Annotated in this window: 17 protein-coding genes; 6 read left to right on the forward strand and 11 right to left on the reverse strand. The window is 49.2% G+C overall.

Features of this window, described 5'->3' with window-relative positions:
* The first annotated feature begins 19 nt into the window (after positions 1-19).
* From IPL85_00450 to IPL85_00460, 3 genes are all read left to right on the forward strand, one after another.
* Complete coding sequence (locus IPL85_00450) at positions 20-328, forward strand: hypothetical protein (GenBank protein QQS19922.1); 309 nt, start codon at positions 20-22, stop codon at positions 326-328.
* A gap of 259 nt (positions 329-587) precedes the next feature.
* Positions 588-2378 (forward strand): ABC transporter ATP-binding protein, encoded by a 1791-nt coding sequence (locus IPL85_00455; GenBank protein ID QQS19923.1) that lies wholly within the window; start codon positions 588-590, stop codon positions 2376-2378.
* 2 nt (positions 2379-2380) lie between these two features.
* A complete protein-coding gene (locus tag IPL85_00460) occupies positions 2381-4207 on the forward strand; it encodes an ABC transporter ATP-binding protein (GenBank protein QQS19924.1) in 1827 nt (608 codons plus the stop codon).
* 241 nt (positions 4208-4448) lie between these two features.
* Here the strand turns inward: IPL85_00460 and IPL85_00465 are convergent, their stop codons facing one another.
* A complete protein-coding gene (locus tag IPL85_00465; GenBank protein ID QQS19925.1) occupies positions 4449-5138 on the reverse strand; it encodes a 50S ribosomal protein L25 in 690 nt (229 codons plus the stop codon).
* Between the two features lie 96 nt (positions 5139-5234).
* Between IPL85_00465 and IPL85_00470 the strand changes: the two genes are divergently transcribed.
* Positions 5235-5861, forward strand: coding sequence for a VTT domain-containing protein (locus IPL85_00470; GenBank protein ID QQS19926.1), 627 nt, complete (start codon positions 5235-5237; stop codon positions 5859-5861).
* On the opposite strand, the gene uvrA is transcribed toward IPL85_00470, so the two are convergent.
* Entirely contained in the window at positions 5858-8683 is a 2826-nt protein-coding gene (gene uvrA / locus IPL85_00475) for an excinuclease ABC subunit UvrA (protein QQS19927.1), read from the reverse strand. The two genes, IPL85_00470 and uvrA, sit on opposite strands and share 4 nt — an antisense overlap.
* 230 nt (positions 8684-8913) lie before the next feature.
* Between uvrA and IPL85_00480 the strand changes: the two genes are divergently transcribed.
* Complete coding sequence (locus IPL85_00480; GenBank protein ID QQS19928.1) at positions 8914-9327, forward strand: hypothetical protein; 414 nt, start codon at positions 8914-8916, stop codon at positions 9325-9327.
* A gap of 362 nt (positions 9328-9689) precedes the next feature.
* Here IPL85_00480 and sbcB read toward each other — a convergent pair whose 3' ends face one another.
* The 9 genes from sbcB to IPL85_00525 form a co-directional block, all read right to left on the reverse strand.
* Positions 9690-11132, reverse strand: coding sequence for an exodeoxyribonuclease I (gene sbcB, locus IPL85_00485; protein ID QQS19929.1), 1443 nt, complete (start codon positions 11130-11132; stop codon positions 9690-9692).
* 2 nt (positions 11133-11134) lie between these two features.
* Positions 11135-12412, reverse strand: coding sequence for a GTPase ObgE (obgE, locus tag IPL85_00490; GenBank protein QQS19930.1), 1278 nt, complete (start codon positions 12410-12412; stop codon positions 11135-11137).
* A gap of 97 nt (positions 12413-12509) precedes the next feature.
* Complete coding sequence (locus tag IPL85_00495; protein QQS19931.1) at positions 12510-13643, reverse strand: LysM peptidoglycan-binding domain-containing protein; 1134 nt, start codon at positions 13641-13643, stop codon at positions 12510-12512.
* Positions 13644-13839: 196 nt separating this feature from the next.
* Positions 13840-14901, reverse strand: coding sequence for an endolytic transglycosylase MltG (mltG, locus tag IPL85_00500; protein ID QQS19932.1), 1062 nt, complete (start codon positions 14899-14901; stop codon positions 13840-13842).
* Positions 14891-15340: a Holliday junction resolvase RuvX gene (gene ruvX / locus IPL85_00505; protein QQS19933.1), complete on the reverse strand. Its 450-nt coding sequence runs from the start codon at positions 15338-15340 to the stop codon at positions 14891-14893. Before ruvX ends, mltG begins: the two co-directional genes overlap by 11 nt.
* Positions 15315-17150, reverse strand: a complete 1836-nt coding sequence (locus tag IPL85_00510) for a hypothetical protein (protein ID QQS19934.1) — start codon at positions 17148-17150, stop codon at positions 15315-15317. Before IPL85_00510 ends, ruvX begins: the two co-directional genes overlap by 26 nt.
* Positions 17143-18453 carry a pilus assembly protein PilM gene (pilM, locus tag IPL85_00515; protein QQS19935.1) on the reverse strand — a complete coding sequence of 437 codons (1311 nt, stop codon included), beginning with the start codon at positions 18451-18453 and terminating at the stop codon, positions 17143-17145. Before pilM ends, IPL85_00510 begins: the two co-directional genes overlap by 8 nt.
* Before the next feature lie 96 nt (positions 18454-18549).
* Positions 18550-20445 carry an alanine--tRNA ligase gene (locus IPL85_00520; protein QQS19936.1) on the reverse strand — a complete coding sequence of 632 codons (1896 nt, stop codon included), beginning with the start codon at positions 20443-20445 and terminating at the stop codon, positions 18550-18552.
* Between the two features lie 38 nt (positions 20446-20483).
* Positions 20484-21878, reverse strand: coding sequence for a beta-lactamase family protein (locus IPL85_00525; protein ID QQS19937.1), 1395 nt, complete (start codon positions 21876-21878; stop codon positions 20484-20486).
* A gap of 390 nt (positions 21879-22268) precedes the next feature.
* On the opposite strand from IPL85_00525, the gene IPL85_00530 reads away from it, so the two are divergent.
* Positions 22269-23201 (forward strand): N-acetylmuramoyl-L-alanine amidase, encoded by a 933-nt coding sequence (locus IPL85_00530; protein ID QQS19938.1) that lies wholly within the window; start codon positions 22269-22271, stop codon positions 23199-23201.
* The last annotated feature ends 104 nt before the right edge of the window (positions 23202-23305 follow it).

Here is a 23305-nt window from a genome sequence, read left to right on the forward strand (position 1 = left end):
ATTGCGGTAAAATACCTTCATGGCATACGATACCGACGCAGATGGGTTTCTTGGCGTCACTTTTATTTCCCACGACAGCGACCACACAAAGACAAATACGACAGAACGACCAGCTGACGCTAAGCCGACAAGTAAGAAACCGCCTTCAAAACATTCGCACGTCGATAGCGATGAAATTCAGGCGCTTCAGGAAGAAATAGAAAGGTTAGAAATTACCTTGCAAACCTACGAGTTGGAGACCGAAGAACGTCTACAACACCTCGAGCGCATGGCGGGTCACCCAATAACTGCTGAGGAAAAAGTTTTTCGGATACAAGAAGAATCTTAAGTTTTTTACTTGGGATTACAATTTTACAGATACACATTTCACCTAATTTTATCATTGCATTTACGAAACAGAGGTAGTATAGTTGTATGAATTACAAACGTAACGGAAAGGCGCACTAATACAATGATTACTTTCGCTCTTGTAACAGTTAACGGCGCCTTTACGGCGTACGTTACTCTGGGCTAAAAATACTTCTTTCAGCTCTAAAACACCTTATACTACCGTAAGTAGAATGGTCGACCGTAGGAGGGTCGTACCTATGAATAAAATAAGTACAAAACAAGACCGAGGCATGAAGGTAGCACTACGCTACTATCTTCGCTGCGTCCAAAAATACCCCCTCTACATCTGGGGAGTGATATTAGTTATGCCTTTAACATCTCTTTTTGGCCGCTTTATACCCCCGCTTATTTTGGCTGATGTTATAAACCAGCTGACGGCCAAGCAACCTATCAACGGACTCTGGGCCACTTTTAGCGATGAAATACTGCTATATTTTTTGGTACTGCTTGCGGGAATCGCACTATGGCGCGGCATTGACTATTTCATGTGGCGGTTGGAGCAAAATGTCCGGCAAGATATTTCCGAACACGTTTTTCGGCACCTCCTTGCGCAAAGCCTAGACTTCCATGCAAACAATTTTGGTGGTTCACTGGTGTCACAAACTAACAAACTTTTGAACGGGTATATCCGTATTCAGGACAGCACGATATATCAGGTATATCCCATGTTGTGGGGGTTTGTGTGGGCTATTCTCATCCTTGCCCCAAAAGCACCGCTATACTCAGTTTTTCTGGCGATTCTTATCGTTCTGTTTATGAGCGTGTCAATGTTGCAAGCTCGAGGCATTTTTAAACATTTGTCGCGTGCGGCCGCGGCTGAGAGCAAAGAAACCGGTCAGTTATCCGACGCCATAACCAACATTGGCGTCATAAAAAGTTTCGCGCGGCGAGACTACGAAATAAGCCGTTTCCATGAAGCTACCAGTAACACCCGGCATTACATAATGCGCTTTGCTAACGCACATCAACGACAAATGAACGTCATGGGGGTAATGAACCGGATTATAATTGGCGGGGCTCTGGTTGTTGCCCTGATATCAGTTATCGACCAGCACGCAAACATCGGCACAGCCTTTCTAATTTTCAGCTACACCGCAACAATTGCCGAGCAGCTGTTTGAATTTGGCAACGCCACGCTGCGCTCATACAACCGAGCGCTTAGTGACGCTCGTGAAATGGCCGTAAAACTGACGCAGGAGCCAAGTGTTAAAGACCCTCACGTGCCAGAACAACTTGCCGTTCACAGTGGCGCCATAGAATTCCGTAATGTCACGTTCATTCACAGCGGAGCAGAGGATGCCATCTTCGAAAACTTTACTCTCTCAATCAAACCAGGAGAAAAAATTGGGCTTGTTGGTCACAGCGGATCTGGCAAAACAACATTTACGCGTTTACTGCTGCGCTATTCTGACATTCAGGCTGGCGAAATCACCATCGATGGACAAAACATTGCAGCCGTCACGCAAGATGATTTGCACGCTTCAGTCGCCTACGTGCCCCAAGAGCCACTCCTGTTTCACCGCAGTATTCGCGAAAATATAGGCTACGGCAACTTAGCAAGTACCGAACAGCAAATTGAACGTGCCGCAAAGCTAGCCCACGCACACGAATTCATCGAGCAATTACCTCAGCACTACGACACACTCGTTGGCGAACGTGGCGTAAAGCTGAGTGGTGGGCAACGGCAGCGTGTTGTCATTGCACGGGCCATGCTAAAAAATGCGCCTATTTTGGTGCTCGACGAAGCAACTTCGGCACTCGACAGCGAAAACGAAATGCTCATACAAGATGCACTATGGACACTCATGGAGGGCCGCACGGCCATCGTAATCGCCCATCGACTTTCTACCATACAAAAAATGGATCGGATCGTCGTGCTCGATAATGGAAAAATCGTCGAGGAGGGCACTCACAAAGAACTTCTAAAGCATGGCGGTACATACGCCAAACTTTGGGCACATCAATCGGGCGGATTTATAGAGGAATAGCAATGGACAGTGACATGGGACAGACTGATACGAGCACAACCGACCAAAAACCCCGGCATGCCTTTCGAACCGGGCTTCGTGTCTTACGATTGACCTGGCAAGAACGGCCAGTGGCAGTTTCTGTCTACGCTATGGGCGCATTTCTCGAAATTGGCAGCTCACTCCTTTCAATGTACGCAACTGCGAAACTCGGCAGCCTACTAGCCGCATACTTGACCACTAGGGAGGTTGGGGATATTTGGTTCTGGCTATGGATCGACATAGCCTGCGCGGTAGGCATAGCGTTCGGTTTTTGGATGATGAGTGCAAGCAAACGGCTCGTGTATTTTAAAATGGTGCGCTGGGCAACAACCGGCTTTCAGGAAGCAGTATCCCGGCTAGATCTTGCTGATTACGATAATTCGCTCGTGCGTAACCAGATTAACAAAGTGAGTGCTGGTTATACTTGGCAAGTACCAAATCTTGCCGAATCGGTCATGGATTTTTGCTATTCGCTCATACGGTTCGCGGCCATCACTGCTGTGGCAGCGCAAATTGGATGGTGGGTAGTGCTGGTGCTGGCTGTCTTTTTGCTACCAAGCTTACTGGCCGAAAATCGCCTGCAAAAACTACAGTGGTTCGTGTGGGATTATAAGGGCGATAATCGACATATATTTTGGGGGCTTGAGTGGATGTTACGTCAACACCGTAACATTATGGAGCTACGGAGTATGCAGGCGCGAGAATATTTGCTGCGTAAAGTTGAGCATATGAACGAAGACTTTTACAGCATACAGGAGAAGGCATTTCGACAAGTGAGTCGTGTTATTGTGCCTTCAAAGTTATTTGAGGTCGGCGGGACTGCCATAGGAGCAGTGGTACTCCTGCGACAATTTCTGGCAGGAAGTATCGGGCTAGACCGTTATTTTTTCCTGTCAGGCGCGCTGCTGCGAGTCGGCGGTGCCCTGAATGCTGTTTTTGGTTCAATCAGCCGCATGCAAGAACAGTTGCTCTTTGCTGAAGACTTTTTTGAACTCCTGGAAAGAAAACAAATTATTGTAGACCGACCAGGTTCCAAGCAGCTCTCTGGCACAATTGTACCAAACATAGAATTTCGCAATGTTTCTTTTACCTACCCTGGCAAGAAGCGAGAAGTTTTTCATAAGCTTTCGTTTGTCATAGCACCTGGCGAACACGTCGCACTGGTTGGCGAAAATGGCGCAGGCAAGACCACTCTCATAAAATTACTGCTCCGATTCTACGTACCAACTGGTGGGCAAATACTTATAGATGGAGTCGATCTTCAGGCTATTTCTATAGAATCATGGTACGCTCGGGTTGCGACACTTTTCCAGAGCTTTAATGAGTACCCCTTCCCCATACATGAGAACGTTTCTATTGGGGATCCAACCGTAGGGTTAGACCGCTCACGTCTGCAAAGTGCCGGTGACAAAAGCGATGTTACTGAAATGGTAAATCACTTGCCTTACGGCTGGGATACAGTGTTAAATAGCAGCTTTGAAAAAGGCATCGAGCCAAGTGGCGGACAATGGCAGCGCTTGGCGCTGGCTCGAGCCTTTTACCGTGATGCGCCGGTGCTCATCCTTGACGAACCAACTTCTGCCATTGACGCCAAAGCCGAATACGACATCTTTAATAACATATTTGAACACTACCAAAACCGCACGGCCATTATCATTAGCCACCGTTTTTCGACTGTCCGCCGAGCTCATCGTATTATTGTTCTTGACAAGGGTAAGATAGCTGAGCAAGGCACACACACTACGCTCATGCAGTCAAAAGGCCTCTATCACGAGCTCTTCACTAAACAAGCCGAAGGGTATAAGTAGCCGAACTCGGCGTAAACGCCGAGTTCTAAAGGGGCGGGCTCGCCCGCCCCGCTTATACAACTGGAATTAATCCAGTTGTATAAGCTCCCCACCCCTGAAGGCTTCGCTCTCGCTCGCTTAGCGCCTAAAGGCGCTGGTTGTGGCGGTTACACCTAGCTGGGGTTAGGTAACACGCTATTTATATGAACGGGGTGAAAAAGCACCCCATATAACTGGGGTGCTTTTAAAATCCTAAGTCAAACTACTCTTTTGAGGAGTCGGCTGGAGCTGTTTCGGCGGCTGCGTCTTCGCCTTCGGCTTCTTCGGCCGCGGGAGCCACTTCTTCGGCGTCACCACCCGCTTCATCGTTGGCGGCAGCGAGTGCACTTGGCTCAAAGACTGCTGCGACCGCATGAGCGGCGTCAGTTTCAACGACAACACCCTCTGGAACATCTAAGTCGGATACGTTAACATGATCACCCACTGCGACAAGTTTTTCGGCATCGTAAAATAGCTCGTTTGGTAGGTTCTTTGGTAACGCTTTGACCTCAACTTCGTCTAGCTGCGTCAGTACGATCAAGCCAGCACGCTCAGCCGGGCTTGATTCATTGCCCTCGGCATAGCGTGGCTTAACTGGAATCTGGGCTTCTACCGTCTGGTTGGCGCTGACGGCGTTAAAGACTACGTGTGTGACCGTGCCGAGGCGCGGGTCAATACTTGCACTACGAATAAGTGCGGTATATTTTTTATCACCGACTTTGAGCTCAACCGGATGGTGACGTCCTGCGGTATGAAATACTTTCGTAATAGCCTGGTGGTTAGCCTGGATATGAATGGAAGCTTTGCCGTGATCATGAATAACTGCAGGAACAATCCCACTTTTCCGCAAGCGTTTAACGCCCTTACCAAGCGTTTCGCGCGGCTCTACTAGTAATGTAATAGCATCCGACATGTAGTATCTCCTTATTTTCTAGGGGTAGTATAGCACATAAACACCGAGATTTTGCAAAACATAGCGCAGTCAACATGGTTCCTGTACACTAGAACCATGCTGGATTTTACCGAAATTGTCCGCTCGGGCGGACTGCTTATTCTCTTTCTCATCATCTTTGCTGAAAGTGGCATGATGGTCGGATTCTTTTTCCCGGGTGATACGCTCCTGTTTAGCGCAGGTATACTGGCCGCTGCCGGGCAATTACCCATTGTTCTCACTATATTTGTTATTGCAGCCGCAGCCATCATCGGCGATAACACTGGTTATCAAATAGGCAAGCACCTTGGCCCCAAGTTATTTAAAAAAGAAGATGGGATTATTTTCCGCAAAGATCTCATCATAAAGGCCGAGAAGTTTTACGAAAAATACGGAACAAAAACTATGTTAGTTGCTCATTTTATACCCATCATTCGCAGCTTTGCGCCCGTTACTGCTGGCGCCGGAAGGATGGATTATAAGCAGTTCGTAATTTACGATGCAATAGGTGATATTGTTTGGGCAGCAAGCGTAACCCTGCTCGGGTATTTTGTCGGCAGCCGCATACCAGGCGTTGAGCACTACATTGAACCAGTGCTTATCGGCATCATTCTCGTAACACTCCTTCCAACCCTGTACCACGCCCTCAAAGACCCCAAAATCCGCGCCAAGTTGTTACGCCGAAAAGTAAGGACTAATGATTAACCCGAACTCGGCATCAGCATGTGCCTAAGATACTTGCCCGTATAACTAGCGTCAATTTTCACTACCTGCTCGGGGGTGCCTTCGGCTATGATTTGGCCACCGGCGTTACCGCCTTCAGGACCCATATCAATTAGCCAGTCGGCCGACTTTATCACGTCTAGGTTATGTTCGATAACGACCATGCTGTTACCTGCCGTAACGAGCGCGTGTAGCACCTGCAACAGCTTTTCGACATCAGCCATGTGTAGGCCGGTTGTTGGTTCGTCAAGGATGTAGAGGGTACGGCCAGTCGGGCGACGGCTTAGTTCAGAAGCAAGTTTGATTCTTTGCGCCTCGCCGCCGCTTAGTGTCGTCGCTGGCTGCCCAAGCGCTATGTAGCCAAGCCCCACATCTACGAGCGTTTGCAGTTTGCGAGCAATGGCTGGGATATTTCCAAAAAAATCCAGTGCTTGCTCGCACGTCATTGACAGCACATCGCTAATAGTTTTGCCCTTAAAGTGTATCTCCAGGGCTTCACGGTTGTAGCGTTTGCCTTGGCAGACTTCGCAGGGCACATAGACGTCAGGTAGAAAGTGCATTTCTATTTTGATTATGCCGTCTCCTGAGCAGTTTTCGCACCGTCCACCTTTGACGTTAAAGCTGAAACGACCAGCGGCATAGCCACGAAGTTTTGCCTCTGGCACGCTGGCGAATAGCTCACGAATAGGCGTAAACAGTCCTGTATATGTGGCTGGGTTAGACCGCGGCGTCCTACCGATAGGTGACTGGTCAATTATAATTGCTTTGTCGAGATGCTCTATACCCTCTATGTCATCGTGCCGGCCTGGTACAGTTGAAGCGTGGTGTAGGCGTGCATGAAGTTCTTTCGCGAGAATGTCATTTATAAGGCTTGATTTTCCACTGCCGCTAACACCGCTGACTACAACTAATTTGCCAAGCGGAATATCCACCGTCACGTTTTGCAAGTTGTTTTCGCGCGCTCCTACGATACGAATAGATTTACCGTTACCTTTTCGCCGCTTACTTGGCACGGCGATACTCTTTTTGCCAGATAGGTATTGGCCGGTGATGCTCTGTGGAGATTGTTCAACGTCCGCGGGAGTACCATGAGCTACCACATGCCCACCGTGTATACCAGCTCCAGGACCAATGTCTAGCAGGTAGTCGGCCGTACGAATAGTTTCTTCGTCGTGTTCTACGACAAGAACTGTGTTGCCAAGATCACGCAGATGTTTCAGCGTGCCAATAAGACGAGCGTTGTCCCGCTGGTGCAAGCCGATACTTGGCTCGTCAAGCACATACAAAACGCCCATAAGCCCCGATCCGATTTGCGTCGCCAGTCGTATACGCTGAGCTTCACCGCCACTCAAAGTCGTAGCACCACGCAGCAAAGTAAGGTAGTTAAGCCCCACGTCAACCAAAAATTGTAACCGTGCCGATATTTCCTTTAGAACAAGATTTGCAATTGTCATCTCTAGCTCGTTCAAAGAAAGTGTTTTGAAGTATTCGAGCGCATCGTCTATCGACAACTCACAAATATCCATAATGGATTTATCTCCGATAGTCACCGCAAGAACTTCGGGCTTCAGCCGCCGACCCTCACAGGCTGCACAGGGCCTTTCCTGCATGAAACGCTCAATATCACGTCGCATAAAATCACTGTCAGTTTCTTTGTGTCGACGCTCGAGATTTGGGATTACTCCCTCATAAGTAGAGTTAAACACGCGGCCATGCCCAAGTGAAACCTTGTAGACATCATCTCCAGTGCCGTACAAAATGCGTTTAAGATTGACTTCAGAAATTTGGGCTGTCGGCTCTTGCAGAGTGAAGCCGTGTTTCTCCCCAACAGCCTGGAGCTTGCGAACATACCAGTTGTCCATATTAATACGGTTGTACGGACGGATGGCACCTTCGGCAATGGTCAGGCGGCCATTTGGGATAACCAGCTCCGGATCAACAACTAAGCGCGAGCCAAGCCCGGTGCAGGTTGGGCAGGCGCCGTGTGGGCTATTAAAACTAAACGTCCGCGGTTCCAGCTCTGGAATGGCCACTTCAGGATGATTGGCACAGGCGTACATAAGGCTGTATGTCTGAAGGTCGTCTGTGTCGGCGTTCAACACTGCCAGCTTACCTTCAGCAACGTCCAGGGCTTGTTCGACACTTTGAGCAAGGCGCGTTCGAGATTCGTCGTCATTCAGCAGTCTATCGACGACAACCTGTATGGTGTGCCGAATGTTTTTGTCGAGCTCTGGAAACTCATCCAGCGCATACACGACACCGTCTACGCGAACACGCGCGAAGCCGGCGCGCAGGTATTGCTCGGGGATGTGCTCGAACTGGCCCTTTTTGTCTATGACAATTGGCGCTAAAATCATCAGCCTTGCGCCAGCTGGCAGCGCTGAAACCTGGTCAATGATGTTTGCGACTGTTTGGCGCATAACCGGACTGCCGCAAACCGGACAATGTGGCACGCCAATACGCGCGAACAGCAAACGAAGGTAATCATATATTTCTGTAACTGTCGCAACAGTAGACCGGGGATTCCGGCTGGTAGATTTCTGGTCGATGGATATCGCTGGGCTCAGTCCATCTATTTGGTCGACGTCGGGTTTTTCCATGAGTCCCAAAAACTGACGCGCGTAGGCACTCAGGCTTTCAACATATCGTCGCTGTCCTTCGGCATAAATAGTATCGAAAGCAAGGCTTGATTTGCCTGAGCCGCTCAGTCCAGTAATAACCACTAGCTTTTCACGCGGAATCGTCACATCAATGTTTTTGAGGTTATGTTCACGCGCGCCTTTGACCACAATTTCGTCATGCATAAGTCGAAACAGTATACTCGTTTTCCCTGTTTTTTTCCAGTCTTAGCACGCTAAAAACGGACTACTGCTTCATTTTAAAGTGATTTACGAGCTATCTTGAGAAAAAGTAGCTGTCGCTAATTTTTAGACAAAGAAACCGGCAGATACAGCGCTGCTGATAGGTTTACTGGGTCGTTAGTTTACTAATTCGGGAGTTTGCGTAAGTGCAGTTTGTGGGTACAATACCGTACATGTCATTGCAAACACAGACTAAACGTATTCTCACGGACATCGCTGGTTATTTACTCATAATCGCGTCTGGGTTGACGGGCTGGCTGCCAGGGCCTGGGGGTATTCCACTACTCATTGCCGGCTTGGGCTTACTAAGTATCAACAACAAATGGGCTCATGACCTACGTGAGTATGTGCTTAACAACGGCGGCAAGGTTATACAAAAACTATTTCCGGCACACGCCGTGGCACAGTGGACGTACGATGTTGTTGTGGTTGCTTTCTACGGGGTAGCTGCGTATCTCGCATGGAATCATGCTGTTTGGTGGCAGGTGTCGCTTGCAGCCAGTCTTTTTTTTGGCGCTACGTTCATCGCACTCATGAACCGACAACGCCTAGAATCGTTCAAAGAGCGACGTCGAAAGAAACCATAAACATTTTATGCAACTATATTGATTGTTATGTGACTTTGTGATATAATGCCCTCATAATATCTCGTGAGGTGGCGGCGGTGTCGATAGAAGAAACCATTGTACTGGGGCAAATACCTGGGACTGATTATCAGCCTGATTATGTTTTTTGGTTCACGCTTGCGGTGAGCGTGTTGTTTCTATGGCTTTTGTTTGAGGCATATAAACGCATTCACCACAATACCGCTGGGGCGCGGCAGTTACCGCAGGCGAGATCCGCCAAAACTATACTCGACTTGTCACATCCATTTATTGGGTACGCTACCCTCTCGTTAAGCACGCCAACTATCAGCGGCAAAAAAGATAAAATACCCTCAAAGCCTACCTTACGAGCCGGGCGTTGGGTAAATACTTTCTGCATAAAGCTGCAATTCCTCAAGCAAAAAACGTCGTTCATCGCTCAGTTTATCGCCCGCCAATTCACTCAAACGATGCATATAGCGGCTCAGTCGACTCTGCTCTCCACCATCAAACAGCGTATGGTAACGGTGCGACTCCCAAGGCGTTCGTTCCTCGTCGCTCAAATGAGCCGGGTAATTGCGCGCCTTGAACAGTGGGAGCAAGTGAGCGAGTCTTTCATCGTGAAATTCAGCCGCCAAATCTGGCGTGATATCCGCCGGCTCAGCAGCGCGCACGACTGGGAGTAAGCCACTGTCGTGTTGGTTATAAAATCCGTCGTACAACTGGGCGTCGACAGGAAGGGTTGTTGTTTTTTGCCGTTTCTCTTGCTCTTGGTCGAGTAGCTCCAGAGCCTTGCGCACGTTATTGCTAAAGGCAGTTTGTGATTGTAGCAGTTGAACGTGCTTCTTGACAGTTTCCAGATTGACGGCAATACGCTGCCGAGATGCCGCGTCTAAAACGCTGAGCGGCGCAACTGCCGGACATCTGTTATACTGCATTGTTTTGAGTGGCAGGCGAGCCGGTGCGTTTGGTTCGCGCGTCCACCGCCAACGTTCGACCAGTTCTTCAGCTGTCATAGTAAGAAAAGGCGTCGGATCATGTCGCAGGTCATAGACCAATGCGCCCTGCTTCTTTGGGTGCTCAATCAGGCGTATGGCGACAGTTGTTTTCTCGGTCTCGTTGTCGTATTTGCCGCTACTGTAAACAAATGGCTGATCTGCTTCTACCAATTTTCTGACTTCACTTTTGCCACGCATCTTTAGCAACCACTGATATAACTTTGGCTGATGAGCCTGGATAAGCCTAGCGATTTCTATGCAGGCATACACATCTGCCAACGCGTCATGAGCATTGCTGTGTTCAATGTTATTGGCTTTGGTAAGCAGCTCAAGTCGGTTGCCAGGCTTGCCGTCTACTATGGGCCACTGGAGACCGTCTGGTCTAAGCGCCCGCGTCATTCGCACGACATCAAGTAAGTCCCAGCGCCCTCGACCGTCTTTCCACTGCCAATCATACGGATCATAAAAGTTACGGTAATGTAGGTAGCGCATAAACTCATCGTCAAACCTGACTGAGTTAAACCCGACAAAAATTGTGTTGGGTTCTGCGACTTCGTCGCGAAAATGTCGTAAAAATTCAAGCTCAGTAATACCATCTGCGATGGTTTGTTGCGGTGTGATTCCGGTAAGGAGTACCGCATCTGGCTGTGGCAATACGTCGTCAGACATCTTTATTAAAATGTTTACTGGTTCCCCAAGCAGTTGCAAGTCGAAGGTTGTCCGCTGCCCTGCAAACTGCATAACTCGGTCCTCGCGAGGGTTAATACCGCTGGTTTCAAGATCATACCAAAAGAGGGTCGGTGTGCTCATAGCTACAGCTCGAAGGAACCTTTTTTAAACTGTACCCTGTCACCCGCTTTCGCTCCCATACGAGAAAGTTTATGACTGATACCCATTTTGCGCATAATATCTCGCAGACGAGCGATTGATTCTTCATTTCCAAAATCTGTCCGGGCAGCAAACTTGTCTATTTTGTGACCAGAGACTAAATACTTTTCGGCTGTTTTTTCAATGGACCAGGGTTCTTCACTCTTCAGTGTCAGCACAGGCAAGCCCTCGTGTGGTACGGCCTTGGCTGCTTCCTCGAATGTTTTCTGCCGCTCTCTAGTAACCAAGCCTACGAGAGAATACATGAGAATTTTCACGCCGCTATGTGCTTGCGACGATATCGCAAAAATTGGTGTTGCTGGAGGAATAATTTTCCTTAGCGTTTCTGTTGCTTCCTCGACTAGCTCTGGCAGGCTGGCGTCTGTTTTAGTTAGTACGACCATTTTCGCCCGGGATGCTAATTCAGCGGAGTAGAGTTTTACTTCATTTTCAATTGTCTTGTAGTCGGCGACAATGTCGTTGCTTGTGACATCGACTAGGTGTAGCAAAACGGCCGTACGTTCGACGTGTCGCAAAAATTCGTCCCCCAGTCCCTTCCCTTCGGCTGCTCCTTCAATAAGCCCTGGGATGTCGGCAATAAGAACACTGCCGGCACCGGGCACATCTGCTACTCCCAGATTTGGCGTTAGTGTCGTGAACGGATAGTCGGCTATTTCGGGACGGGCGTTGCTAACGACCGATAAAAAGGTTGACTTGCCAGCATTTGGTAAGCCGACCAAACCGACGTCGGCGATGAGCTTCAGCTCTAGTTTGAGGTTTTTAATTTCACCTTCTCCGCCGGGCTCTGCAAACTTTGGTGCCTGACGCACACTACTCACAAAGTGCGCATTACCAAACCCACCTCGTCCGCCTGCGGCAATAATGGCCTCTTGGCCGTCTTCAGAAAGATCAACAAGAATGACATCGTCTTCGAGCACCACCGTTCCAACGGGTACAGACACGCGCAGGTCGCCACCATTTCGACCATGCTTTCTGATTTTACTACCGTCCCCGCCTTTTTCGGCAGCGAGTGATTTATGATAACGAAAATCCATAAGCGTGTTGTGATTGCGGCTGGCCACAAAGACAATATCGCCGCCCTTGCCGCCGTCACCACCATCGGGGCCACCACGGTCAACAAATTTTTCATGCCGAAAAGACACGCGGCCACTACCGCCGTCTCCTGCCGCAACTTGCACATCTGCAACATCTATAAACTTCACACTTGGTAGTATAACAGAGGTAGCTTAATAATCCGAGCAACGTACCTGGTACACTTTCGTAAAACTCGTTGGTCCCTCAGTTTAAAAACTGGGCGATTTAGTTGCGGGTGATATAGTTTGGATAGGCCGAAACCGAAACGACTGCGTAACCGACACGACCAAAACCAGCAAAACCATTCATGTCGCTCACTTTCATTGTGCCGTTTTCGTAGACTTCTTCGACTATGCCGACATGCCCCGCCCAGCCACTTGACGTTTGGAAAATGGCACCAGCAGTTGGGACTGAGCTAACTCGCCAACCACTTATTCGGGCGTAATATGCCCAGGTGTTGGCATTGCCCCAGTTGCCCGGTGCGCCGGAGCGGGCTGCGGCATAGTAGGTACACCAGCCAAAATCGTAACCGTTGGCACCATAACGCGGAGAAAAGCTTGCGGCGTATACAGAAGTCGCATTTGTATATGTTCGGGTAGCCACTGGGATGATTTTGCCATCAGGAATAATGATACGTTTTCCAACCACCAAACCGGTTTGTTCAGCATCATTCATTTGGGCAATTTTCTCAGCGGTTGCGTGATAAGCGGTAGCGACACTTTGCGGTGTGTCACCAGTTTTGACCGTATAAACAATACCGCTTACTGGAGGTACGACGAGTTTTAAGCCCGCAGTTACGTTGTCGTTGCTCAAACCATTTGACCAGCGGATACTTTCGGACGTAACGCCAAATTTTTGCGCAATAGTGCTTACATTGTCACCGGCTGCAACGGTATAATCGGTGATGTCTCGCCAACTTTTTTGGCCGGCTGTCACAACTTGCGGTTTCGCTGCAACGCTTGTGTCGCTTGCGCTAACTACCACCGCGACACGGGCGCTTTGTGCTTGGTTTGTAATGGGTGTTTTTTCTGGCAGATTGACGGTGTGCGCGATATTTGCAGCTACGTCGAATGAGGTTAGCCTGTCGACAGGACTAACCGCAGCGGTTTCTGCAGATGTTTGTGAAGAAACGGTGGCAACAGTATCTGAATGTGCGCTGGTAACAACAAAAACCAACACAGCACTCAACAACAAAAAGTTGGCCGCCACAAGGCTGAAACGTACAAGGCGCTTCTTAACGGCCTTACGTCGTAATGTCTTTTGTAAGCGCCGGCTTGCAAGCTGCCGTCCGCGCTGTAAACGTTGGGACGCTGTTGACCCTGAGTTTGAAATACTAATACGATTCTCCTGGTGCCGCACTACAGTTGTAGGGCAGGACCGAGACTCTTATACGCTTTTTACGTTACTATGTGGGGACACCGAGACCGATGTCATTGATTTATATCGTTTGCTGCGAATAAAAGTATAACCCTCCATCAGATTTTGAAGGAATGGTTACTAAGGTATTGTACCAGAAAACTTCGTTCAAGCAACTCTCGTTAACACATTACCCCTGTTATTCTTCGCAGAGTTTGTGGCAATATTTGGCTGCCAGCGCTTCATGTTCGGCAACCGTCTTTGAGAAGTATGTTGTGCCGTTATCACCACTAACAAAAAATAACCAGTCTGTATTAGCCGGTTTTGCGACGGCTGCAAGCGAAACTTTGCTTACGTTACTTATGGGAGTAGGCGGTAGCCCCGTGTGCAAGCGTGTGTTGTAGGGTGTGTCGTAGGTGACATCTTTGCCTTTGCCGGCAAGAACAGAGCCATAGTGAGCCGTAACGTCACTTCCGAGCGGAATGCCACTTTTCAGACGTTTGATAAACACTTGCGCTGCTTGGGCACGATCTGCTTGGCTGACAACTTCTTTTTCGACTATTGAGGCAATGACAAGACCTTCATAAGTAGTGAGTCCTTGGCTTTTAAGGCCGGCTGTTATTTCGGGGGTGAGGTTTTTTTGCAGCTGTAAAATTGATTGTTCGACAATATTTTTTGCTGTCGTCGCTGCGGTACGCTGGAAAGTTTCGGGATAGAGATAGCCCTCAAGATTTGTTCCGGCAGGTTTATCGACAAACGCGGGGTAATTGTCATACTGCTGCGGAACCAATGCCGCGTCGACGTCGGCTTCGGTGAAACCTTGGTTTATAAGTGATCGCCTGATCTGGTCAAGACGCTGGCCGGGGAGAATAGTGACATAGGTTGTGGCGACCTTTCCGTGGGTAAGTTGCGACACAATTTCGGGAACGTTTTGGCGTTGGCTTATTTCGTAGGACCCGGCCTGGAGGTAACTGCTGACTTTGTGAATCCGCGCGTAATATTCAAACGTTTTCTCGCTACGTATTAGCTCTGCCGATTTCAGTTTTGCAGCAATGCTTTTTACTGAAGCGCCCTGCTCAATAGTGATGGTTTCGGTACGGTTTCCGCCGACAGCTTCTAGCCCAGCGGTGTAGTCTCGCCAGAAAAAGAAGGCGCCTACACCCAGTAGGGCAATGATCGCAAGAGTGCACACTGCAATGAGTTTACCCCTGCGCCGTTTGTTCTTGCCTGATGGTGTATAACCTCGTGCTTTATACGTCATATGCTCCTCCTTGTTCTTCACGGTACCGCTCGAGAATCAATGCTGCCGACATTGCGTCAATATCCGATTTTGTATATGCCTTACCAATGGCTCGTAGCGCAGCTTCTGCTTCCTCGCTTGAAAGTGTTTCGTCTGTGGTGTACACGGGAACGTTTACAACATCACCAAGCCTACGCGCAAATGCTTCGCACTCCTGGCTCTGAGTGCTCTCGCTGCCATCCATATTACGCGGCACACCAACCACAACACTAGAGACGTGTTCTTTTTCAATCAGTAGCTGAATGTCACTGAGCAGCTGGGGCGTATGGATGAGCGTAGTCAGCGGGCGCGGCAACTGCGCCACCTCGTGCATTAGCGCAACACCAACCCGTTTTTCACCATAATCAATCCCGAGAATGTAGTCGGCTGCCATACTAGCGGGCGGTTGTCGGCTTTGCAATAGTGACCGTTATTTTACTTGTATCTTTTGGCGCAGATGACACCCAAAACGGACCATAACTTACTTCAACTTCGGTTACACCGGGTAGCGCACTTAGGACTTGCTTTATTTCGTTGGCCTTTTTCCCCGCAATTTGTTTCTTTAGGTCTTCGACATTCAGCTCCGGCCCAGCGACAGATTCGACCCGCGCACTCACTACAGCACTTGTTGCCGTACCGGGTGTTTGCTGTGTGAAAACTGTTTTTGCGACGCCATTATCGAGAATTTTTTGCTTTTTTGGGTCAATCTGCTCTTCGACATTGGCAACAACTAACGCCTGCAGGTCAATTTGCTTAATGCCCAGCATGGTGTACGGTACAACTGATGTCACAGTGATGGTATCTGCCGATTCGCCTGGGCTAGCGCTGGAGCTAACTTGTTGGTCTCCCGTCAGAAACGTGGAGGTTATGGCCAATAAGCCCTTGGCTTTCAAAGCTGTTTCCATTTCTAGTTTTACTGACGTAGAATCTTGGGCGGCAATTTTTGATTTTGCAGAGTCAATATCTGCCTGGGCAACAACTTTGACGATGTTGTCGGTTCCGCCCGCAGTAGAGCCTGTACCGCTCGTCCCACCTTGCCTCGTAAATGTCGTACCCGATGTCATGTTGTACTCAGCTCCGGCTTTGAGCGCAGTAATATTTACGTTGTTTGTGGTGTATTTTACGCAGCTACCACTTGCTCCGTTAAATGAATATTCTCCTTTTTCCTGCGTGATAAATGTTTTACCTGCGGCAGTCACGCTTGAGCCAGTTGTAACATCACTGGGCGCGCCGACATCGGGGGCACATTTGGTAACGGAAAATTTGACCGTGCCAGTAGCTTTGTCTCCTGTATTTTGCTGGCCGGTGGCCGCAACTTGCTGTGTGTAAGATTTTTGCTGTGTCTGGGCAGTTGCTGGAATAATTTTATTTTCTTCGTCAAGCTGCTTTGCGGCGGTATCTAGTGTAAGGTTTAAGTTACTTTTGACAACCTGTGAATTTGTCTTTATGGCAACGCTGGCTTTCGGCAGTAAGGTTGTTGCAACAACCCATCCAACTACGAGAAAGATAACCCCAAAGACGCCAAGAGCAATACGAAGACGAAACTTGTCAAAGTTTGGAACGGCCAGCTTCTTATTTTTTTTGACCGGAATGACGTCAAGCTTTTCGTCCGTATTAGCGCCGGCAAGCTCGCTACCATTATCCATGATTACTTCTTCGATTGGCGTCTTGCTAGCGGCAATAGGCGGTAAGCCCGCTAGCTCACCGACAGGGATTTCACCGGACGCATCGGGGTCAAATTCGTCTGCTACCGTGCCGCTGTTGTCGGCAACGGGCAGTGGCTCGTCGACATTTTCTGGTTCGTCACTAGGTAAATCAGGCCGCGGTGGAATGGCTGGTTTGCTGGAGGGCGTTTCTGCAACATGCATACCGATAAGCCCAGCTAGCGGTAACAAACTAGCCTCCGATGTCACAAGCACAAGGTTTTTGTTGCCAGCTTCGGCCGCTCGCTTCAGAAGACGCATATTGACTACGCTTTGGAGTACTGTTGCGCGCTTCGGCAAAACGAGCGCAATAATACCACCCTTGGATTTGCCAACCCTTTCAATAATGGCTGTAATTTCATCATCAACATCGACATAAATGGTTTCTTTGGCAGTTGTGCCCGCCACCGTACTAAGCTTTGGGCTAGCCGCCCGAGACTGCGTAAGCTTTTTCGGTTTGGCGGGTTTTGGAGATTTTAGTTTCAGTTTACCGGACTTTGCGACTATCATATTTTCATCATCAGACATGGAGTATCCTATCGAGCTTTTCTTTCATGGTATCGCCAGTGCTACCGGTATATTGTACCGTATCAACCCCCACGCGGAGTAGCCCCATTGCCGTTACGAACGTGTGGTCTTTGACTTTCCCGCTCTGGTCAACTATGCCTACGACTTGGTCAGGATGAATATGCTCAATAACTGGTTTACGGGTGAAGGGTAGCTTTGTGTACCAATCGCTATCGTGCAGACGGTCAACAAGTAGCTGCAAGCTAGAGCCTCCTCCGCAAAGATAAATACGGTGTGGTAAATGGTCAAGTTTTGTAAACTCGCCCAGTGCAAGCTCGACACCACTAACCCAGACATCGAGCACTTTCGAAAGCGACTTCTCTACTGCTGCGACTTTTTGAGGCGGCAAACTCTGAACCGCTAGCCCAAGTTTCATTTGCTCTGCGTCGTCAAACTCGACTCCAAAATCCCGCTCAATAACCCGTGTGTACGCCCTGCCGCCGATGCCGAACATTTTTGTGCCCTGTACGCCACCATCGTTGACGACCGCAATATCTGTTGTACCACCGCCTACGTCCATGAGAATGGCGCTCATACTTGCCGACTGGTCGTCGCCTATCACGGCACGTGCTACGGCAAACGGTTCCGCTGCCACCGCAATCAGGTCAAGGTCGAGCTGCTCGGCCGTCCGTTCAAGCGCACCAATATGTATAAGTGGTGCAAACGCCGTATAAAGCTGGACAAGAACATCCTTGCCCTGAAACCCAACCGGGTTAGTGACTGGGTAGCCATCTATTTCCATGCCAACAAGCGCACTATTAACCAGTTTGACGCTGACTTCTTTGCCGCCAAGCTCCCAGGCGAGTTGTTGCTTGGCCTTGGCCTCTGCGCGTTGTTGCACCAGTTTGATAATGCGCTCGACTTCGGGCATATCCATTGCCACTTCTGGTGTTTTGCGCACAACTCTCACGGTTGTGGTGGTGCCCTTGACAAGCTCTCCGGCAATACCTATGACCGCGCTTCGAACACTGACACCGGCTTGCTGCTCGGCTTCGTTAAGGGCTGCGTCGCAGTTTTCTACCACCCCGCCAATGTCGGCAATTGCCCCAGCCTGCATGTCGCTTAGTTTTTGGCGGGCTCGCCCAGTACCGATGATATCTATTCCTTCGTCGGTGACGCGGGCAATCAGCGCTTTGACATATTCGGTACCGATATCAAGCGCCACAAGGTGTTTTTCTGGTGGCTCGGCATTTTTCCTACTTCGAACCCGGCTTTTTGCAACCTGTGAAGCAGTATCTTTAAGACTCTTGAACTTATCAAGCATATGGTTTCCATTGTAACATAACGCCTCCAGTACGAGTATTTGTATATCTTGGCTTTTATTTTCTTATGATTTAATTATACTGGCGTCCTCGGTGGACTAGACCATGGCGGCTTTGATACGGCGAATGCCAGCGGAGGAGGCTTCTTCTTTAATGATTTTGTAGGTCTTGCCACTAGGATTGCCCTCGTCATCTTGGGCAAGTTGGCCGGTGTGGTCAACGTGCGGGCCACCGCAGATTTCAAGACTAACGATATGGTCGTCTGTTCCCATTTGATACACCTTCACCGTTTCGCCGTAGCGTTCCCCAAACGGACCGATAGCACCCATGTCGAGTGCTTGCAGCGTCGGGTATTCGGTAAATTTCACTGGGTGGTCTTCGGCAATCCACTGGTTTACAAGGTCTTCTGCCTGTTTAATTTCTTCAGGAGTCATTTTGCGGTCAAGGTTGAAATCAAACCGCAGGCGCTCCTCGGTGATATTGCTACCGTGCTGACGTAACTCTGACCCAAAAATTTCACGCAGTGCAGACTGTAACAGGTGGGTACCCGTGTGATACCGCCTATGCTGCATGGTGTGGCCGCCCAAGCCGCCTTTAAAAGTTCCCTTTGCCGCTGTTTGGCTGCGCGCTCGTTGCTCGGCCATTTTGGTTTCAAATTCTTTTTGCCAAGTGGCGCTCAAATTAAACCCACGAACCCCCGCCTCTTCTGTGCTTAGCTCGGTCGGAAAACCAAATGTATCATACAAAGTAAAAATGTTTTCACCGGTGAGCCCGTTTTCAGCCATGCGTTCGAGCTGCTGCAGTCCTTTGCGCAGTGTCTGCCGAAATACTTTTTCCTCCTTGGCCAGAACCGCAATGACGGTTTCGCGGTTGTCTTTGACTTCAGGGAAATCGGCTTCGTAAATGTCGGCGATAACCGGCACAACTGCCTCAAGGAAATTCTGCTCAATGCCCAAATCAAACGCATAGCGAATGGCGCGACGCACCAGGCGGCGCATGACGTAGCCCTGCTCCTTATTGCTCGGTGTGACGCCGTCAACAGCTAGAAACGAGGCGGCCCGAAGATGATCGGCAATCACCCGCATACTTTCGGTGTGACTATCGTACTTTTTGCCACTGATAGCCTCAAGCTTCTCAATGATTGGCCAAATAACACTTATCTTAAACATGTCTGGCGAGTTCAGCTGTGCGGCAGCAATCCGCTCTAGGCCTGCGCCAAAGTCGACGTTTTGAGCCGGTAGCTTTTCAAAACCCTTTTCGGTGCGGACATATTCCATGAACACGCTATTGCCGATTTCCATAAACCGGCCGCAATCGCAGTTCGGATGACAGTGCTCACCCCATTTCGGGTCATGAGTGATGAAACTGAACTCATAAAAAACTTCACTGTCTGGCCCACCTGGCTCACCGGCAGGCATGTCGCCAATCTTACCGGCTCGGCACCACCAGTTTTTGCTTGCGTCGTAGAAAAAGATTCGTCCGCCTTGCATACCTTTGGCCGAGCCATCGGCTTCAGAACCTATTTCGACTGTTTTGGCTTCAATGCCTTGTGACGCAAATAGTTTCTGCCAGATTTCGGCAGACTCAGTGTCACGCGGAATACCCTGCGTGTTATCGCCAATGAAGGCCGTTACATATAACTTTTTGGGGTCAAGCCCCACAAAATCAGTGAGAAATTCCCAAAACCATGGCAGTTGCTCAGCTTTAAAATAGTCGCCAAGCGACCAATTCCCGAGCATCTCAAAAAATGTCGTGTGGCGATTGTTGCCGACTTCTTCAATGTCCTGTGCGCGTAAGCACGTCTGACTGTCGACCAACCTCACGCCTTTTGGGTGTTTTTCTCCTAGCAAATACGGCAAAAGCGGCTGCATGCCGCTACCAGTAAAAAGCGTGGTCGGATCGTTGTCTGGCACCAGCCGCGCCCTCGGTATTACCTCGTGGCTACGGTCGGCAAAGAATTTCAGGTACGCATTACGGATATCTTGTGCTGTCATTCGCCTAGTATAACAGATAGCTTGCTAGCGGTGGGGTGTTATGGTGACAGTTCCAAAAAGGCTCTACCGACTGTATCGCAGACAGCCGCATATGCACGGTTTTTTTTATCGTCTGGGGGCGCCTGTTCAAATGTAGAATTTGTGAGCAAAACCGCCCACATATCCGTTTCTGGATCAACCATCATTATAACCCCGTTATGGCCAGTATGGCCAAACGTCTGCGGACTCATGATGCTTGAATATGACCGGTTGGCATTCGTTCTAAACCCGAGTGCATAGCTTTTTTTGTCTGTCGAAGCTGTAGTAAGCGCGGCGACAGAAGGAGCGTTCAATAAAACTTGTCCTTTATACGTCCCTCTATTGGCAAGCATAGCGGCGAACTTCCCTGCATCTTCGGCTGTACTAAAAACCCCAGCGTGCCCTGAAGCACCACCGAGCCCCCGCGCCAAACTGTCTTGCTGAACGCAGTTTAATTCTTCTTTCTGGTTGTAGTCCGAAGATGTTGGGGCGCAGTCCGCCTGAGGATGGTAAGTACTATTTTTCATACCTAGCGGTTGGAAAATATTCTGTGTGATAACCCCTTCCAGCGAACCCCCGACTGCCTTGCCTCCGACCGCCCATGCGACAGAAAAACCCACATTCGAATAGGCATAGGTCTTGCCGGGTGTTTCTTTTAGTGGCTGGGATAAAACTTTCTTTTGTACGGCTTGAGGGTTAGGGCTTGAACCAATGATACTAGCGTACCTTACATCTTTAAGACCCGCTCGGTGACCAAGCAATTGCCGCATAGTCACCGTTGCTTTATTGCCGACGCCGTACTCGGGAATAAACCGACCGACTGGATCATCCAATTGCAATTTTCCGGCCTCGACCGCTCTCACGATGGCCGCTGCAGTAAACGGCTTACTGAGTGACGATAGGTCGTATTTTGTCACCCCCGGGTCAATTGGTTTGCCACCCTCATAGCGTGTGCTTCCGAAACCAACTGACACAATTTGGTTTTCACCGCAGCCCGCCACCACGGCAGCACCCGGAGCAAGCCGTGGATCTAGAACAGATGATTTAACAGTTGCTGCTAGGCTATTTCTTAGCTTCTCGGCCGCCTCAGGGTGTTTCAACCAACTTCCACAATTTTTTTCCCCTGTACCACCTGTTGCTTGCGCAGAATTATTTTCAGGGGTATTCGGCTGTGGCATTAACGGGGCACTTGATTCAGGCGTATCCGTGAGTGTAGCACCAACAATTCCTAGCACCAGTTTGCCGCTGGCAGAAAGCTCCTGCCAAGAGCGCTTTTCCATGCCAACAGTAAAATACGGCGCTTCATCAATTCCATGCACATTGCCACTATGTTGGTTGACATCATACGCGCCGTGAGCACCCACTGCAATAGCCGCCCCCAAAGCTGTAACTGCGCCTATTCTTAAAATACTCATTTATAATAGTAAAATACATATTTTTCGCTTTTTTTGCAAGTTCAACTTTCTATACTGCCGTTACGCTTCGTTGCATCGCTGTACAAAAAAGCATTGTCGTAAAATAACAGCTCAGTTTTTGTTTTGTCAATTATGTGTTTTCGTGATAAAATTAGCGCGGCTTCAGCGTTAAATTAAGCCAGTCAAAAAAAAGGTTTCAGCCCTAACAATAATTGCTGAATATCAGGTTATTTTAACAGTTTTACCCCACCATATGAGTTAATGGTAACCTCGGCTCGACATAAGTACCACCACTGATCCTTAGGCTGCCACCATGATGAGCGAAATCAACCAAACTAGATTATGATGGCCAGTAAAACAAGAGAATGAGACTAACAAGGATGACTAGCCATGAGTTTTGAACATTCACGTACAGTGACAGTTGCATTATCTGCAGCACTCTTTATTAGCAGTTGCTCATGGAACAATGTTGACAGTTATCAGCAGCCGAACCCTGGCGGTGGCGTATCTGCTGGGCAAAAGCCTTCTCCGCAACAGTATCGAGCCGATAGTGGACGCCCCTGGATACTCCTCGACCCAGGGCATAGCGGAAATTACCGGCAGAAAGATGAACTTACCGGCCTCCCCAGTCCGACCCCTCCCAAAATAGATGCAATTACCGGCCTACCAGATATTCAGTACCGTCCGGACACACCCGAAATAGATGATGTATTTGACGTAGCCACGCTCTTACGCAGTATGCTCGAAGCAAATGGCTATAAAGTTTGTATGACCAAAAAAACTGCGAATGATTATGTTTCACACCGTGAACGTGCAAACCTTGCTAACGGTACCGACCCCAAACAAGAGTGCGGATCAAACGGCGCCGCTCTCGCAGTCAGTATCCATACTGACCCAACGGCCCCAAAAAGCCGCGCTACGATGTCGCCTCAGTTTGTGGGTGGCTCCCGCGGAGGTGTTGACGGTTACCTATGCAAGAATAAAAATCAGTGCAGTGCAACATACCCACGAGTAACTTTTGAAGATGCAACGCTTGCAATGCAGAGTCTGACTGCCACGCAAATCATTGCCGAGGAACGGACAAAAGCTGAAGGCCGTCTAGTCGTAGTCGAGAATCTTAATTTTAATGGCCGCTTACCTTTGCCACCAGGAAATCTCTCTCTCGTACAACTCTACAGCAACAAGCCATGGACTTACGCCGAGTATGGCGCAAATGTCAACGGCAGTACGCGCGTGCCTCTGACAGCCACAGAGAAACAAAATTACGCAGCCGGCCTCGCAAACGGTATATTTCGCACTGTGCGTATCTCGGCTGGTCATTAGGACACGCCTACCCCACCAGTCAGCCTGCTTGTCGCCAGAGCCGTGATACACTGCTGGCTTGTTTACTCGATTTACGCAGTAAACACCCGCTACAAAGGTATACC

The organism is Candidatus Saccharibacteria bacterium (assembly GCA_016699955.1).
Classification (GTDB): domain Bacteria; phylum Patescibacteriota; class Saccharimonadia; order Saccharimonadales; family UBA4665; genus JAGXIT01.

What these genes read in the sequence shown, in the direction of transcription:
- IPL85_00450 (QQS19922.1), top strand. Translation starts at nt 20, where the DNA reads ATGGCATACGATACCGACGCAGATGGGTTTCTTGGCGTCACTTTTATT.
- IPL85_00455 (QQS19923.1), top strand. Translation starts at nt 588, where the DNA reads ATGAATAAAATAAGTACAAAACAAGACCGAGGCATGAAGGTAGCACTA.
- IPL85_00460 (QQS19924.1), top strand. Translation starts at nt 2,381, where the DNA reads ATGGACAGTGACATGGGACAGACTGATACGAGCACAACCGACCAAAAA.
- IPL85_00465 (QQS19925.1), bottom strand. Translation starts at nt 5,138, where the DNA reads ATGTCGGATGCTATTACATTACTAGTAGAGCCGCGCGAAACGCTTGGT.
- IPL85_00470 (QQS19926.1), top strand. Translation starts at nt 5,235, where the DNA reads ATGCTGGATTTTACCGAAATTGTCCGCTCGGGCGGACTGCTTATTCTC.
- uvrA (QQS19927.1), bottom strand. Translation starts at nt 8,683, where the DNA reads ATGCATGACGAAATTGTGGTCAAAGGCGCGCGTGAACATAACCTCAAA.
- IPL85_00480 (QQS19928.1), top strand. Translation starts at nt 8,914, where the DNA reads ATGTCATTGCAAACACAGACTAAACGTATTCTCACGGACATCGCTGGT.
- sbcB (QQS19929.1), bottom strand. Translation starts at nt 11,132, where the DNA reads ATGAGCACACCGACCCTCTTTTGGTATGATCTTGAAACCAGCGGTATT.
- mltG (QQS19932.1), bottom strand. Translation starts at nt 14,901, where the DNA reads ATGACGTATAAAGCACGAGGTTATACACCATCAGGCAAGAACAAACGG.
- IPL85_00510 (QQS19934.1), bottom strand. Translation starts at nt 17,150, where the DNA reads ATGTCTGATGATGAAAATATGATAGTCGCAAAGTCCGGTAAACTGAAA.
- pilM (QQS19935.1), bottom strand. Translation starts at nt 18,453, where the DNA reads ATGCTTGATAAGTTCAAGAGTCTTAAAGATACTGCTTCACAGGTTGCA.
- IPL85_00520 (QQS19936.1), bottom strand. Translation starts at nt 20,445, where the DNA reads ATGACAGCACAAGATATCCGTAATGCGTACCTGAAATTCTTTGCCGAC.
- IPL85_00525 (QQS19937.1), bottom strand. Translation starts at nt 21,878, where the DNA reads ATGAGTATTTTAAGAATAGGCGCAGTTACAGCTTTGGGGGCGGCTATT.
- IPL85_00530 (QQS19938.1), top strand. Translation starts at nt 22,269, where the DNA reads ATGAGTTTTGAACATTCACGTACAGTGACAGTTGCATTATCTGCAGCA.